We start from the raw sequence: 15,470 nt of genomic DNA, 5'->3' as shown, positions 1-15,470 counted from the left end.
AACCAAACGCTACTATTCAGGTCATAGATACGGCTTTTCGCGGCTTCTCCACTGGATGAGCCGTTTTTTATATCTTTTTAGGGGTTTATTTGATGAGCGATATGCACTCCCTTTTGGTGGCGGCCATTCTTGGTGTCGTTGAGGGGCTTACCGAGTTTCTTCCCGTCTCCAGTACGGGCCACATGATAATTGTCGGGCATCTGTTGGGCTTTGAAGGTGATACCGCAAAAACCTTTGAAGTTGTGATTCAGCTCGGCTCAATTCTCGCCGTGGTGGTAATGTTCTGGCGGCGTCTCTTTGGCCTTATCGGCATCCATTTCGGCAAGCCGCCGCGCCATGAAGGCACCGGCACTGGGCGTTTGTCGCTGATCCATATTCTGCTGGGGATGATCCCGGCGGTAGTGATTGGTCTGGTGTTCCACGATGCGATTAAAACGTTGTTCAATCCGAAAAACGTCGCCTATGCCCTGGTGGTTGGTGGTGTGCTGCTGATCGCCGCTGAACTGCTGAAGCCGAAAGTGCCGCGTGCTGAGGGCGTTGATGATATGACCTACCGCCAGGCATTTTTAATTGGCTGCTTCCAGTGTCTGGCGCTGTGGCCGGGCTTCTCCCGCTCCGGCGCGACTATCTCTGGCGGTATGCTGGTCGGAGTTAGCCGCTATGCAGCCTCTGAGTTCTCCTTCCTGCTCGCGGTGCCAATGATGATGGGCGCGACGGTGCTGGACCTCTATAAAAGCATCGGTTTTCTCACCACTGGCGATATCCCGATGTTCGCCGTCGGTTTTGTGACGGCGTTTATCGTTGCGCTGATCGCGATTAAAACCTTCCTGGAGTTGATTAAACACATCTCCTTTATTCCGTTCGCGATCTACCGCTTTATCGTCGCTGCAGCGGTCTACGTTGTCTTTTTCTAAGTGGTAATGCCCTCAGGCTTCGGGCTGAGGGCAGTGCTCTGCTTTCCACTGCGCAACCGCCGCAACCCGCCGGCGGGTTAGCTCTTCACGTACTGCCGCACCGGTAAAACCTGCTTCAATCACCGCTTTCGTCGGCACCGCGCGCGCCACTTCCCAGGCTGCACGCAGTAAGCGCCCCTGCGAATAATCAATCGCCTCAAAACCGGTACGCCCGCGTACATCCGCTTCGCTGGTCAGGGCAATCTGCTCCACCCGCTGCGGTTTGCGCCAGGCATCAATGGAGTCGAATAGCTTTACGATCGTTTTTGGCTGTAGAACAGGGAATGTGTGGATCAGATCGTGATACTCAGCCACCAGCTTTGCCAGGTCACGCAGCTCATTCGGCACGCGCAGACGCTGGCACAAACCCTCCACCAGCCGGACACCCGCCGGGCCATGACCATGATGGCGCGGCCAGAGTGCGGGTGGAGTCAGCCCCTTGCCGAGATCGTGGCACAGCGTGGCGAAACGCACATCCACCTCAGGGCTCAGCATCGCCGCCATTGAGACCGTCATCAGCGTGTGAATACCGGTATCAATCTCCGGGTGCCATTTCGCCGGGGCCGGCACGCCAAATAGCGCATCGATCTCCGGGAAGAGTACCTTCAGCGCGCCACAGTCGCGCAGCACCTGAAAGTAGATCTGCGGGTTACGGGTGCGCAGCGCGCTCTCCGTCTCTTTCCACACCCGCTCAGGCGTCAGGTGCGCCAGCTCGCCCGCCTCGGTCATGTCGCGCATCAGCGTCATAGTTTCATCAGCAATACGGAAGCTGAGGTGGGCATAACGGGCTGCGAAACGCGCCACGCGTAGCACGCGGAGCGGATCTTCATTAAAGGCGGGGGAGACGTGGCGCAGAATGCGCTGACGCAGATCCTGCTGACCGTTAAACGGGTCGATAATCGTGCCGTTTTCATCCTGCGCCAGGGCGTTGACGGTTAAATCACGGCGCAGCAGATCCTGCTCAAGGGTGACATCGGGGGCGGCATAGCAGGTAAAACCGGTATAGCCGGAGCCGGACTTCCGCTCGGTGCGCGCCAGGGCGTACTCTTCGCGGCTTTGCGGATGGAGGAACACAGGAAAATCGCGGCCTACCTGCTGGTAGCCCGCGTCGAGCATCTCTTGCGGCGTGGCGCCGACCACCACCCAATCTCTGTCTTTGACCGGCAGACCCAACAATGTATCGCGTACTGCACCACCGACCAGATAACTCTTCACCCGCCACTCTCCTCTACACATTTGTCGTCAGATAATACGTAAGTGTAGAGAAGATGGCGAATCTGCTTAGTTCATCCAGCGATCTTTGCGTTTACGCGTCGGGATCATGTGCGGCAGCAGCAGGCCGAGCAGCAGACCAGCGCCCAGCACGCCACCGCCATACATAAACCACTGCATAATGATGGTGCGCTGCTTGTCATCGAGCTGCAGGTTAGCGGCGTTGACCTTCTTCTGCGCCACAATCAGTTCGTTTTTCAGCTTCTGGTTCTCATCTTTGAGACCGTTAATCACCCCGTCGCTGCGCGCGACTTTCTGCTGCATATCTGCGGTACGCTGGTTCCAGGTGTTGTCGATATTGGTCAGTTTATCGGTCAACGTTTTCACCTGGTTTTCCAGTTCCGGCACGCGGGTGCGCAGGCTTGGCTGGGTGTTAAGCTGTTTAAGCGGGATCCAGGCAGTACGGCCGCTGCTGTCACGCACCTGGCCATACTCACTATTTTGTTGCAGCAGGGCGACCTCTTCACCGGCGTTTACCGTGCCAACAAGGCGGTAATTATCGCCGGGGCCGCTACGGACCCAGGTGCTCAATTCGTCCGAAACATACCGCTTCTCCTCAGCGTGGGTGCCGACAGAGACGCTAAGCGCGAAAAGGGTTATTCCAATCAGGCGTAAATTTGGCATCAGGCAATCATTATTTTCTTTGAATGTGAATGGTAAACAGTGGCGACAGTCTGACGATACCCGGCGGGCACCATCAATCGGAATCTTCCAGATCAAACTGCGCACTGATGCGAACATTTGCACCCGCCAGATTGCGCATTCATGGCAATTTGGCAAAAAATACTATCTACTGACAAACCGAGGGCGCGTTAGTTCGCCAAAATTTTCACTGATGTGACATAACCATAAGTGCAAGGCCATGGCTCAGGAAATTGAATTAAAGTTTATCGTGAAGAGCGACTGCGTGGAAACGCTTCGTCAGCATCTTCACACGCTGACCGACGAACATATCGCGTCCAGCCAGTTACTCAATATCTATTACGAAACACCTGACAACTGGCTGCGCAGCCACGATATGGGTCTGCGTATTCGCGGTGTGAACGGCCAGTATGAGATGACGATGAAAATCGCCGGTCGCGTCATTGGTGGTTTACATCAGCGCCCGGAATACAATATTCCCCTCGATAAGGCTGAACTTGATCTTTCGCGCTTTCCCGCCGAAGTGTGGCCCGAAGGCGGCCTGCCGGAGGATCTGCAATCGCGCGCGCAGCCGCTGTTCAGCACCGATTTTTACCGCGAAAAGTGGCTGGTCAACGTCGGCGAGAGCCGCATCGAGATTGGCCTCGATTTAGGCGAAGTGAAAGCGGGTGAGTTCGCCGAGCCGATTTGCGAGCTGGAGCTGGAACTACTGAGTGGCGATGCGGCGGATATTCTTAAGCTGGCGCGCCAGCTGGCGACGCTCTCCTGCCTGCGTCAGGGCAGCCTGAGCAAAGCCGCGCGCGGGTATCATCTCGCGCAGGGCAACGCGCCGCGCGAACTGCGCCCGACGCCCTTTTTGCAGGCCGCACCGAAAGCGTCCGTCGAGCAGGCGTTTGCCAGCGCGTTGGAGCTGGCCCTCTCCCAGTGGCAGTACCATGAAGAGCTGTGGGTGCGCGGTGATGACGCGGCGCGTCCTGAAGTGTTGCGCGCGATTGCGCTGCTGCGCCACACCTTCACACTGTTTGGCGGCATTGTGCCGCGTAAAGCGAGCGCTCACTTACGTGATCTGCTGACCCAGGCGGAAGCGACGCTGACCTCCGCCGTCTCCGCTGAAACGGCGGTGTGGGATGTGCCGTCGGCAATGGCGAAACTGCTGTTAACGGAGTGGCTGGTGACTCAGGGCTGGCGCGCATTCCTTGATGAAAAAGCGCAGGCGAAATTTGCCGACTCCTTCAAGCGCTTCGCCGATATCCACCTCTCGCGCACCGCCTCTGAACTGAAAAAGACCTTTGCTCACCATCTTGGCGACAGCTACCGCGATCAGCTGCCGCGTCTGGCGCGTGATATCGACAGCACGCTGTTGCTGGCAGGCTATTACGACCGGGCGCTGGCGAATGCGTGGCTGGAAAACTGGCAGGGGCTCTACCACGCGATTGAAACGCGGCAGAAAATCGAGATTGAGCATTTCCGGAATACCGCCATTAACGAGGAGCCATTCTGGCTACACAGCGGGAAACGCTAACGTAAGGACGTTTTGAATGCAGCACGCATCCCTCTTATCGCAACAGTGGCAAACGGTGCTTTCCCGCTTGCCGGAGGCGCTGACAGCCCGGCCGCTTAGCGCGCAGGCGCAGTCAGTGCTCACGTTCAGTGATTTCGTCCAGCAGAGCCTGGCCGCTTATCCCGAGTGGCTGGCAGAGCTTGAGAGTGCGCCGCCCACCGCAGAGGAGTGGCAGCACTATGCGACATGGCTGGATGCGCTGCTGCAAAACGTCACCGATGAAGCGTCGCTAATGCGCGCGCTGCGGCAGTTTCGCCGCCGCATCATGGTACGTATCGCCTGGGCGCAGGCGCTGCGACTCATCAGCGATGAAGCGGTGCTGCAACAGTTAAGCGTGCTGGCGGAAACCGTGATCGTCGCCGCGCGGGAGTGGCTCTACAGCGCCTGCTGCCGCGAATGGGGCACGCCGTGCAACGCGCAGGGCGTTCCGCAGCCGATGCTGGTGCTCGGCATGGGCAAGCTCGGCGGCGGCGAACTTAACTTCTCTTCCGATATTGATCTCATCTTCGCCTGGCCGGAAAACGGCGTGACGCAGGGCGGCAGACGCGAGCTGGATAACGCCCAGTTTTTCACCCGTTTGGGGCAGCGGCTGATCAAAGTGCTGGACCAGCCGACGCAGGATGGGTTTGTCTACCGGGTCGATATGCGCCTGCGCCCGTTCGGTGAGAGCGGCCCGCTGGTGCTGAGCTTCGCTGCGCTGGAGGATTACTACCAGGAACAGGGGCGCGACTGGGAGCGCTATGCGATGGTAAAAGCGCGGATCATGGGCGATGACGAGGGCGCGCACGCCAGCGAACTCCGCGCCATGCTGCGCCCGTTTGTCTTCCGCCGCTATATCGATTTCAGCGTGATCCAGTCCCTGCGCAATATGAAAGGGATGATTGCCCGCGAAGTGCGCCGCCGGGGTTTGAAGGACAACATCAAGCTCGGTGCGGGCGGCATTCGCGAAATCGAATTTATCGTGCAGGTGTTCCAGCTGATTCGTGGCGGGCGCGAGCCGGCGCTGCAATCCCGCTCGCTGTTGCCAACCTTAGCGGCCATCGACCAGCTGCATCTGCTGCCGGTGGGCGATGCGGATAAACTGCGCGCTGCCTATCTCTGGCTGCGACGGCTGGAAAACCTGCTGCAAAGCATTAATGATGAGCAGACGCAGACGCTGCCGGGCGATGAGCTAAACCGCGCGCGTCTTGCCTGGGGGATGGGCGCGGAAAGCTGGAATGCGCTCAGTAGCCAGCTGGAAGCGCATATGGCCGCCGTGCGGCGCATCTTTAATGAGCTGATTGGCGATGATGAAGCGGAGTCCGCCGACGAGGCACTCTCTGAGCAGTGGCGAGAACTCTGGCAGGACGCGTTACAGGAGGAGGACAGCACGCCGGGGATTGCGCATCTAAGCGATGAGGATCGCCGTCGCGTGGTGGCGCTGATCGCCGATTTTCGCCAGGAGCTTGATAAGCGCCCCATCGGCCAGCGCGGCCGCCAGGTGCTCGATCATCTGATGCCGCACCTGCTGAGCGATGTCTGCTCACGCGAGGATGCACCGGTGCCGCTATCGCGCCTGATGCCGCTACTTACCGGCATTGTTACCCGCACCACCTATCTTGAGCTGTTGAGCGAATTTCCCGGCGCGCTGAAACATCTCATCTCGCTGTGTGCCGCTTCACCGATGGTGGCGAGCCAGCTGGCGCGCTACCCGATCCTGCTCGACGAACTGCTTGATCCCGCCACGCTCTACCAACCGACGGCGATGAACGCCTACCGCGATGAGCTGCGCCAGTATCTGCTGCGCGTGCCGGAAGAGGATGAAGAGCAGCAGCTTGAGGCATTGCGTCAGTTTAAGCAGGCGCAATTGCTACGCGTTGCGGCGGCGGATATCGCCGGCACGCTGCCGGTGATGAAAGTGAGCGATCACTTAACCTGGCTGGCAGAAGCGATTATCGATGCCGTGGTCCAGCAAGCCTGGGGGCAGATGGTGAAGCGCTACGGTCAGCCTGCGCATCTGCACGATCGCGAAGGGCGCGGCTTTGCGGTGGTTGGCTACGGCAAACTGGGCGGCTGGGAGCTGGGCTACAGCTCCGATCTCGACCTGGTCTTTTTGCATGACTGCCCAATGGATGTGATGACTGACGGCGAGCGTGAGATCGATGGCCGTCAGTTCTACCTGCGGCTGGCGCAGCGCATTATGCACCTCTTCAGTACGCGTACCTCTTCCGGCATTCTTTATGAAGTGGATGCGCGCCTGCGCCCCTCCGGTGCGGCAGGAATGTTGGTCACCACTGCCGAGGCCTTCGCCGATTACCAGAAAAACGAAGCCTGGACCTGGGAACATCAGGCGCTGGCCCGTGCGCGCGTGGTGTACGGCGACCCGCAGCTGACCGTGCAGTTCGACGCGATTCGCCGCGATATTCTGCTGACGCCGCGCGAGGGCACGACGCTGCAAACCGAAGTGCGCGAGATGCGCGAGAAGATGCGCGCCCACCTTGGCAATAAACAGAAAGATCGCTTTGACCTGAAAACCGATGAGGGCGGCATTACCGACATCGAGTTTATCGCGCAATATCTGGTGTTGCGTTACGCCCACGATAAGCCGAAGCTGACGCGTTGGTCAGACAATGTGCGCATTCTGGAAGGGCTGGCGCAAAACGGCATTATGGAGGAGCAGGAGGCGCTGGTGCTGACCCATGCTTACACCACGCTGCGCGATGAGTTGCACCACCTGGCGTTACAGGAGCTACCGGGAAATGTGCCGCTCTCCTGCTTTGTTGCCGAACGAGAGCTGATCAAAACCAGCTGGGTGAAGTGGCTGGTGGAACCGTGCGCCCCGGCGTAAGTGTGCTATTATCGCGCGCAAATTTTGTATCTCTCAGGAGACAGGAATGAAAGTTACGCTGCCAGAGTTTAAACAAGCCGGTGTGATGGTGGTAGGCGATGTGATGCTGGATCGTTACTGGTACGGTCCAACCAGCCGCATCTCCCCGGAAGCGCCGGTGCCGGTGGTCAAAGTCGACACCATTGAAGAGCGTCCGGGCGGCGCGGCGAACGTGGCGATGAACATTGCCTCGCTGGGCGCATCTGCGCGCCTGGTCGGCCTGACCGGCATTGACGATGCGGCGCGCGCGCTGAGCAAAGCGCTGGCGGACGTTAACGTCAATTGCGACTTCGTTTCTGTTCCGACTCATCCAACTATCACCAAGCTGCGCGTGCTGTCACGCAACCAGCAGCTGATCCGCCTCGATTTTGAAGAGGGGTTTGATGGCGTCGATCCGCAGCCGATGCATGAGCGCATCAACCAGGCGCTGGGCTCGATTGGCGCGCTGGTGCTCTCCGATTACGCCAAAGGCGCGCTCAACAGCGTTCAGCAGATGATTGCGCTGGCGCGTAAAGCCGGTGTACCGGTGCTGATCGATCCGAAAGGGACCGATTTCGAGCGCTATCGCGGCGCAACCCTGCTGACGCCGAATCTCTCTGAGTTCGAAGCGGTAGCGGGCAAATGTAAGAGCGAAGAGGAGATCGTGGATCGCGGCATGAAAGTGATCGCCGATTACGACCTCTCTGCGCTGCTGGTGACCCGCTCCGAGCAGGGGATGACGCTGCTGCAGCCGGGCAAAGCGCCGCTGCATATGCCGACTCAGGCGCAGGAAGTCTATGATGTGACGGGCGCAGGCGATACGGTGATTGGCGTGCTGGCGGCTACGCTTGCGGCGGGTAACTCGCTGGAGGAGGCCTGCTTCTTTGCCAATGCTGCCGCCGGTGTAGTGGTCGGTAAACTCGGCACCTCAACCGTTTCGCCGATCGAGCTTGAGAACGCCGTGCGCGGTCGCGCGGAAACCGGCTTTGGCGTGATGAGCGAAGAGGAGCTGAAAGTGGCCGTTGCCGCCGCGCGTAAACGCGGTGAAAAAGTGGTGATGACCAACGGTGTCTTCGACATCCTCCACGCCGGGCATGTCTCTTACCTGGCGAATGCGCGCAAGCTTGGCGACCGCCTGATTGTTGCCGTCAACAGCGATGCTTCGACCAAACGCCTGAAAGGCGAGACGCGTCCGGTCAACCCGCTTGAGCAGCGCATGATTGTGCTGAGCGCGCTGGAAGCCGTGGACTGGGTGGTGTCGTTTGAAGAGGATACGCCGCAGCGTCTGATTGCCGGTGTGCTGCCGGATAAACTGGTAAAAGGCGGAGATTACAAGCCGGATCAAATCGCTGGCAGCGAAGAGGTGTGGGCGAACGGCGGTGAAGTGCTGGTGCTCAACTTCGAAGATGGCTGCTCGACGACGAATATCATCAAAAAGATCCAGAAAAACAGCCAGTAAACGGCGCTTAACTCTGGAAAGCAGAACGGGCCTTGCGGCCCGTTTTTTATTACGGCGTATCGTCCACGGGCGGGATCGCCGGTGCCGGTTTTATCTCCGTCACCTCAGAGGACACAACTGGTGCGGGAGCCGGTTGGGTGCTGGCAGAGGTCGAACCGCGGTTTTCCAGATCGTTCAGACGCTGCTCCAGCAGCGCCAGCTTTTCGCGGGTGCGCAGCAGAACCTGCGTCTGCACATCGAACTCTTCCCGGCTGACCAAATCAAGGCGGGTTAACTGCCCCTGCAAGGCCTGGCGAATCTTCTTCTCAACGTCTTCGCCAAGCTCACGGATCCCTTTCGGCATGGATTCGTGAACCTGTCGTGCAATCTGTTCAATTTTCTTCGGATCAATCATTTTCGGTTCCCTGCTCGGATGGGCTCAGCTAATTATTGTAGTGTGATAACCGCAGGTGATAAACCAGAATTGTTTGAAGCTTATGCATTGCCCGTCGTTATCATTGGCGTTATAGTTATCGCGCTTATTCTCAGGGCGGGGCGAAATTCCCCACCGGCGGTAAATCAGCGCACGCTGAAAGCCCGCGAGCGCTTCAGACTTCGGTTTGAAGGTCAGCAGATCCGGTGTAATTCCGGGGCCGACGGTTAAAGTCCGGATGGGAGAGAGTAACGATTCTGCCGGGCAAAGGTGCCCGCTCGCGTTATTTTTGGTCGTTTAATGACACTCCTAAGACTGCCCTGATTCTGGTAACCATAACTTTATTGAGGTCTTTTACCATGAATCAGACGCTACTTTCCTCTTTTGGCACCGCTTTCGATCGCGTTGAACAGGCGCTTGCCGCCCTGCGCGAAGGGCGTGGTGTGATGGTTCTTGATGATGAGAGCCGTGAGAACGAAGGCGACATGATTTTCGCCGCCGAAACCATGACCGTTGAGCAGATGGCGCTCACCATCCGTCACGGTAGCGGCATTGTTTGCCTTTGCCTGACCGACGAACGCCGTAAGCAGCTCGACCTGCCGATGATGGTGGAGAACAACACCAGCGCCTTCGGCACCGGTTTTACCGTCACCATCGAAGCGGCACACGGCGTGACCACCGGCGTTTCCGCCGCTGACCGCCTGACCACCGTGCGCGCGGCGATTGCTGACGATGCCAAACCGTCCGACCTGCACCGTCCTGGCCACGTCTTCCCGCTGCGCGCGCAGAAGGGCGGCGTACTGACCCGCGGCGGCCATACCGAAGCGACCATCGACTTAGTGTCGCTGGCGGGCTTTAAACCGGCCGGCGTGCTGTGCGAATTAACCAATGATGATGGCTCGATGGCGCGCGCACCGGAGTGCATCGCCTTTGCGAAGCAGCACAATATGGCCGTCGTAACGATTGAAGACCTGGTGGCTTATCGCCAGGATCTGGAGCGCAAAGCCAGCTAACGGCGAGCGTTCAGCAGAGAAAATCCGATGCCAGCGGCGTCGGATTTTTTTTTGCCTGCGCCAGGTCAAAGTTTGGTGTGCTTACAGGCGTTGCGCATTGCTATTAACCCTTCCTACTTATAAAGTGGTAGTCGCTGCGGCACGGACACGCCGCAGCTAACCTATTATTTTTACGAAGGTTTATTTGCGGAGGCGCCGTGTTTATTTCCTGGTATTGGTTACTGCTCGTCGTAGTGCTGGTGGTTGGGTATGTTCACACCTTAAGACGCCGTTATAGGGCCTGCCGCCACGAGCGCGATGCCGTTTACGAGGGCTATCAGCGCGCGCAGGCGGAGCTGAAAAGATTTCAGCGAGCAGGCCAGACCAAATAGCGCAGCCGTTAACCGCCGAAGCCCATCGCCTGCAGGGCGACCAGGCTTAAGCCCATCACCGACATGCCGCACAGCACGCCGTAGCTTGGGTTGTTGTTGGGATCGATCTCCTTTGCCAGCGGCATTAACTCATCCACCGACAGCGCGACCATAATCCCGGCGACCGCTGCCATAATCGCCGCCATCACCACCGGTGAGACCAGGCTGCCGAGAATCAGCCACGCCAGCACGCCGCCCAGAATCTCCGCTAAACCGGAAATACCGGCCCACATCACCGCGCTGCGTTTTGAGCCCGTTGCCGCATAGACCGGGCCTGCGACCGCCAGCCCTTCAGGGATATTGTGTAAGGCCACGGCAAAAGCGATGCCGAAGCCCAGCTCAAGATCGTTGCTGGCGGTGACATAGGTGGCGATCCCCTCCGGGAAGTTGTGCAGGCTTATACCGAGCGTCAGCAGAATAGCAGTACGACGGATACCGCGCGGCAATGCCTCCTGTGAGCCCTGCATTAAATCCTGCGCATGGGCATGGGGCAGCAGGCGATCGAGCGCGAAATAGCCGAGCAGGCCAACAACAAACATGCCGTAACCGAGCATCGGCGACATACTTTCGGTTGCCAGCGCGGCGGGGAGCATCTCCATTAACGAGATGAGCAGCATGATCCCGGCGGCAAAGCCGAGCGAAAACGCCAGTACACGATTGGAAGGTTTCTGGCCGATAACGCCCAGAATGGCGCCAATAAACGTGGCGGCGCCCGCCAGGATGGTCAGAATCAACGGGACTGACATACATTGCTCCTTTATGATAATCATTCTCATTAATGTAAGTTTTCGCCTGCGGAAAAGCGAGGCAGCCACGGCAATTTTACGCATTACTTACATTCAAAATTACTGACGATCTTCATCATGCTTATCTGAGTTCATCCCCCTGAGAAAAAGCGTAACCTGCTTTCATCATATTGGCATCTTCTGTAAGGATATCCTCATGTCTGCACCTCGTATGCCCGCGCTGTTTCTGGGGCACGGCAACCCAATGAATGCGCTGCAGGATAACGTTTATACCCGCGCCTGGAAGAAACTGGGCGATACGCTGCCGCGTCCGAAAGCGATTGTGGCGATCTCTGCGCACTGGTTTACGCGCGGTACTGGCGTAACGGCGATGGAGACACCGCAAACAATCCATGATTTCGGCGGTTTTCCGCAGGCGCTGCACGACGTGCATTACCCCGCGCCCGGTTCGCCCGCGCTGGCACAGCGGCTGGTGGAGCTACTCTCCCCGCTGCCGGTGACGCTCGATCATGAAGCCTGGGGATTCGATCATGGCTCCTGGGGCGTGCTGATCAAGATGTACCCCAATGCGGATATTCCCATGGTGCAGCTCAGTATCGACAGCACCAGACCGGCAGCGTGGCATATGGAGTTGGGGCGTAAGCTCGCTGCGCTGCGCGATGAAGGGGTGATGATTGTCGCCAGCGGCAACGTGGTGCATAACCTGCGTACGGCGCGCTGGCACGGTGACACCACGCCTTTTCCATGGGCAGTCGCTTTCAACGATTTTGTGAAGCAGAACCTGACGTGGCAGGGGCCGGTTGAGCAGCACCCGCTGGTCAACTATCTCGACCATGATAGCGGTTCGCTCGCCAATCCAACGCCGGAACACTTTCTGCCGCTGCTCTATGTGCTTGGCGCATGGGATGGCAACGAGCCGCTGTCGATTCCCGTTGAGGGGATGGAGATGGCTTCTATCAGCATGCTGTCGGTGCAGGTGGGGTAAAAACGATGGCGCGCAATGCGCCATTTTTTACGTCAGGATCGCGGAAACCGGAGAAAGATCGCAAAAAAACGCCATTGAACCGGGGTTTTTATGAAAATAAAAAGAGCTACGCTGCAAAAATGAAACGCTGTGCTGAATTTGATGTTTTTTTGTGAACCCCATCGTCGCGCAAATTCTCACCAGTCACTACTCTTCTGATTGACCTGTTCTCATACCCATAACCACTCTTGATTCCCAGCCACGCGCTCTCTGCTCGCGGCAGTTTTGACTGTGCCAAAAATTAAACCTCTGGAGATCCGGCAATATGAACTCTGCACAACGTTTTCTGACTCTTTCGATCGGTTCCGCTCTGCTCTTTATGTCGCATACCGCGCTCGCACAAACGTTTCGCGCTGCCGATGTTCACCCGGCGGATTATCCCAATGTCGTGGCGGTAAAACATATGGGTGAGAAATTAAGTAAAGCCACCGATGGCCGGCTGGAAATTAAAACCTTTCCCGGCGGCGTATTAGGCGATGAGAAGCAGGTGATTGAGCAGGCGCAAATCGGCGCGATCGACATCATTCGCGTCTCAATGACGCCTGTGGCGGCGATATTGCCGGAGATTAACGTTTTCACGCTGCCCTATATCTTTCGCGATGAAGATCATATGCACAAAGTGCTCGACGGCATGATTGGCCAGGAGATTGGCAACCGGCTCTCGGCCAGCAGCAAATCGCGGCTGATTTTCCTCGGCTGGATGGATGCCGGCACGCGCAACCTGATCACCAAAGCGCCTGTCACGAAAGCGGAAGATTTGAAGGGGATGAAAATCCGCGTGCAGGGTAGCCCGATTGCCCTCGATACCCTGAAAGCGATGGGGGCGAACTCGGTGGCGATGGGGGTGAGTGAAGTCTTCAGCGGCATGCAAACCGGGGTGATTGACGGCACGGAGAACAACCCGCCGACCTTTGTGGCGCACAACTATTTGCCGGTAGTGAAGAACTACACCTGGAGCAAACACTTCATCATTCCCGAGCTGTTTCTCTTCTCAAAAGCTAAGTGGGACAAGCTGAAAAAAGAGGATCAGGAGCTGATCCTGAAGCTGGCGAAAGAGGCGCAGGCAGAGCAGCGCGAGCTGTGGAAAGCCTATAACGAGAAGTCGTTACAGGCGATGAAGGCGGGCGGGGTGCAGTTCCACGACATCGACACCAAAGCTTTCTACGATGCCACGCAGTCGGTACGCGATAAGTACGGTAACGCGCACCAGGATCTGATTAAGCGGATTCAGGACGTGCAGTAAGCTGGCCGGGCAGCTTCGCCTGCCCGTTTGCGACTTCTACCGGGAAAACCGTTATGGCAGAACGCTATTCGTTGTTAATGGATATTCTCTATCGTCTCTCGATGTGGGTGGCGGGTATTGCGCTGTTAGTGATGGTGGCGATTATCCCCGTGGGGATTTTTGCCCGCTATGTGTTGAACAGTGCGCTCTCCTGGCCGGAGCCGGTGGCGATCATCTGCATGGTGACCTTTACCTTTATCGGCGCTGCCGTGAGCTACCGCGCCGGATCGCATATCGCCGTCACCATGATGACCGACAGGTTAAGCGAGCCGCTGCGTAAGATCTGTTTCCTGCTGGCGGATCTGATGCTGATGGCCATCAGCCTCTTCATTCTCTGGTATAGCGCGACGCTGTGTGCCGAATTGTGGGAGCAGCCGGTGGCGGAGTTCCCGCTCTTTACCGCCGGAGAGAGCTATTTACCGCTGCCGATTGGCTCTGCGATCACCCTTCTGTTTATTGTCGAGAAGATGCTTTTTGGCGCGCAGTACCACCGTCCGGTGGTGATGCTCGGCTCGTCGAGCTGACTCCGGTAAGGAACCTCTATGGATGCATTTATTCTGGTCTTTACGCTCGCCATTATGCTGGCGATTGGCGTGCCGGTCGCCTATGCGGTCGGCATCAGCGCGGTACTCGGCGCGTGGTATATCGATATTCCCCTGGAAGCGGTGATGATCCAGTTGACCAACGGCGTCAATAAATTCTCACTGCTGGCGATCCCGTTCTTTATTCTGGCCGGGGCGATTATGGCGGAGGGCGGCATTGCCCGCAGGCTGGTCAACTTTGCCTATATCTTTGTCGGCTTTATCCGCGGCGGCCTGTCGCTGGTCAATATCGTCGCTTCGACCTTTTTTGGTGCCATTTCGGGATCGTCGGTGGCAGATACCGCCTCGATTGGCTCGGTGATGATCCCGGAGATGGATAAAAAGGGTTACCCGCGCGATTTCGCTGCCGCCGTTACCGCCAGCGGATCGGTGCAGGCGATCCTGACGCCACCCAGCCACAACTCGGTGATCTACTCGCTGGCGACGGGCGGAACCGTCTCCATCGCCGCGCTGTTTATCGCCGGGATTTTGCCTGGCCTGCTGCTCAGTTTTACCCTGATGGTGATGTGCGTGGTCTTTGCCCATAAGCGCGGCTATCCGAAAGGGGAGCGCGTGCCGTTTCGCCAGGCGTTAAAGATCTTTGCCGATACGCTGTGGGGGCTGATGACGGTGGTGATCATCATGGGCGGCATTCTCTCCGGGATCTTCACCGCTACCGAATCGGCGGCGATCGCCTGTCTGTGGGCTTTTTTCGTCACCATGTTTATCTATCGTGACTACAAATGGTCCGAGCTGCCGAAGCTGATGTACCGCACGGTGAAAACCGTCACCATCGTGATGATCCTGATTGGCTTCGCCTCTGCTTTCGGCGCGGTGATGACTTATATGCAGCTGCCGGGCCGCATCACCGAGGCGTTTACCCAGCTCTCCGACAACAAGTATGTGATCCTGATGTGCATTAACATCATGCTGCTGCTGCTCGGCACGCTGATGGATATGGCGCCGCTGATCCTGATCCTGACGCCGGTGCTGCTGCCGGTGACCAATGCGCTGGGTATCGATCCGGTGCATTTCGGCATGATTATGCTGGTCAATCTGGGGATTGGGTTAATTACGCCGCCGGTGGGATCGGTGCTGTTTGTCGCCAGCGCGGTGAGTAAACAGAAGATCGAGCAGGTAGTGAAGGCGATGCTGCCTTTCTACGCCATCCTGTTCGTGGTGCTGCTCCTGGTGACCTATATTCCGGCCATTTCACTCTTCCTGCCGAAGCTGTTCGGCGTGATGTAGGCTGAGCCAGAGGGAATAAAAA

General features: G+C 57.8%; 14 protein-coding genes and 1 riboswitch. Of the genes, 10 read left to right on the top strand and 4 right to left on the bottom strand.

Annotated elements, in window-relative coordinates; translation table 11 throughout:
* Positions 1-92 precede the first annotated feature (92 nt).
* Positions 93-914, top strand: a complete 822-nt coding sequence (bacA, locus tag HF650_RS20640; protein WP_187800174.1) for an undecaprenyl-diphosphate phosphatase — start codon at positions 93-95, stop codon at positions 912-914.
* A 12-nt stretch (positions 915-926) separates the two neighbouring features.
* Here bacA and HF650_RS20635 read toward each other — a convergent pair whose 3' ends face one another.
* Together HF650_RS20635 and HF650_RS20630 are read right to left on the bottom strand one after the other, a co-directional pair.
* Positions 927-2,168 carry a multifunctional CCA addition/repair protein gene (locus tag HF650_RS20635; protein WP_187800173.1) on the bottom strand — a complete coding sequence of 414 codons (1,242 nt, stop codon included), beginning with the start codon at positions 2,166-2,168 and terminating at the stop codon, positions 927-929.
* 66 nt (positions 2,169-2,234) lie between these two features.
* Entirely contained in the window at positions 2,235-2,849 is a 615-nt protein-coding gene (locus HF650_RS20630; protein WP_187800172.1) for a TIGR04211 family SH3 domain-containing protein, read from the bottom strand.
* Positions 2,850-3,087: 238 nt separating this feature from the next.
* On the opposite strand from HF650_RS20630, the gene HF650_RS20625 reads away from it, so the two are divergent.
* From HF650_RS20625 to hldE, 3 genes are read left to right on the top strand one after another with little or no spacing between them, the layout of a single operon-like run.
* Positions 3,088-4,389: an inorganic triphosphatase gene (locus HF650_RS20625; protein WP_187800171.1), complete on the top strand. Its 1,302-nt coding sequence runs from the start codon at positions 3,088-3,090 to the stop codon at positions 4,387-4,389.
* 16 nt (positions 4,390-4,405) lie between these two features.
* A complete protein-coding gene (glnE, locus tag HF650_RS20620) occupies positions 4,406-7,255 on the top strand; it encodes a bifunctional [glutamate--ammonia ligase]-adenylyl-L-tyrosine phosphorylase/[glutamate--ammonia-ligase] adenylyltransferase (RefSeq protein WP_187800170.1) in 2,850 nt (949 codons plus the stop codon).
* 46 nt (positions 7,256-7,301) lie between these two features.
* The gene (gene hldE / locus HF650_RS20615; RefSeq protein WP_187800169.1) at positions 7,302-8,732 is read left to right on the top strand and encodes a bifunctional D-glycero-beta-D-manno-heptose-7-phosphate kinase/D-glycero-beta-D-manno-heptose 1-phosphate adenylyltransferase HldE; all 1,431 of its coding nucleotides are present in this window, start codon (positions 7,302-7,304) and stop codon (positions 8,730-8,732) included.
* Between the two features lie 49 nt (positions 8,733-8,781).
* On the opposite strand, the gene HF650_RS20610 is transcribed toward hldE, so the two are convergent.
* Positions 8,782-9,126 (bottom strand): accessory factor UbiK family protein, encoded by a 345-nt coding sequence (locus tag HF650_RS20610; protein ID WP_187800168.1) that lies wholly within the window; start codon positions 9,124-9,126, stop codon positions 8,782-8,784.
* A gap of 122 nt (positions 9,127-9,248) precedes the next feature.
* Positions 9,249-9,398, top strand: a riboswitch (FMN riboswitch).
* A gap of 105 nt (positions 9,399-9,503) precedes the next feature.
* Between HF650_RS20610 and ribB the strand changes: the two genes are divergently transcribed.
* Positions 9,504-10,157, top strand: coding sequence for a 3,4-dihydroxy-2-butanone-4-phosphate synthase (gene ribB / locus HF650_RS20605; RefSeq protein WP_023480747.1), 654 nt, complete (start codon positions 9,504-9,506; stop codon positions 10,155-10,157).
* A gap of 379 nt (positions 10,158-10,536) precedes the next feature.
* Here the strand turns inward: ribB and zupT are convergent, their stop codons facing one another.
* On the bottom strand, positions 10,537-11,313 hold the full coding sequence (gene zupT, locus HF650_RS20600; RefSeq protein ID WP_187800167.1) for a zinc transporter ZupT: 777 nt from the start codon (positions 11,311-11,313) through the stop codon (positions 10,537-10,539).
* A 196-nt stretch (positions 11,314-11,509) separates the two neighbouring features.
* Between zupT and ygiD the strand changes: the two genes are divergently transcribed.
* From ygiD to HF650_RS20575, 5 genes are all read left to right on the top strand, one after another.
* Positions 11,510-12,298: a 4,5-DOPA dioxygenase extradiol gene (gene ygiD, locus HF650_RS20595; protein WP_187800166.1), complete on the top strand. Its 789-nt coding sequence runs from the start codon at positions 11,510-11,512 to the stop codon at positions 12,296-12,298.
* 5 nt (positions 12,299-12,303) lie between these two features.
* A complete protein-coding gene (locus HF650_RS20590) occupies positions 12,304-12,453 on the top strand; it encodes a hypothetical protein (protein WP_187800165.1) in 150 nt (49 codons plus the stop codon).
* Between the two features lie 149 nt (positions 12,454-12,602).
* On the top strand, positions 12,603-13,580 hold the full coding sequence (locus HF650_RS20585) for a TRAP transporter substrate-binding protein (protein WP_139965643.1): 978 nt from the start codon (positions 12,603-12,605) through the stop codon (positions 13,578-13,580).
* A gap of 53 nt (positions 13,581-13,633) precedes the next feature.
* Positions 13,634-14,143: a TRAP transporter small permease gene (locus tag HF650_RS20580; protein WP_187800164.1), complete on the top strand. Its 510-nt coding sequence runs from the start codon at positions 13,634-13,636 to the stop codon at positions 14,141-14,143.
* A gap of 18 nt (positions 14,144-14,161) precedes the next feature.
* Positions 14,162-15,448 (top strand): TRAP transporter large permease, encoded by a 1,287-nt coding sequence (locus HF650_RS20575; RefSeq protein ID WP_023481023.1) that lies wholly within the window; start codon positions 14,162-14,164, stop codon positions 15,446-15,448.
* The last annotated feature ends 22 nt before the right edge of the window (positions 15,449-15,470 follow it).

This window comes from Kosakonia sp. SMBL-WEM22 (assembly GCF_014490785.1).
Taxonomy (GTDB): Bacteria; Pseudomonadota; Gammaproteobacteria; order Enterobacterales; family Enterobacteriaceae; genus Kosakonia.
The sequence above is the reverse complement of the archived record's forward strand: the minus strand, read 5'-3'. Positions and strand labels throughout refer to the sequence as shown.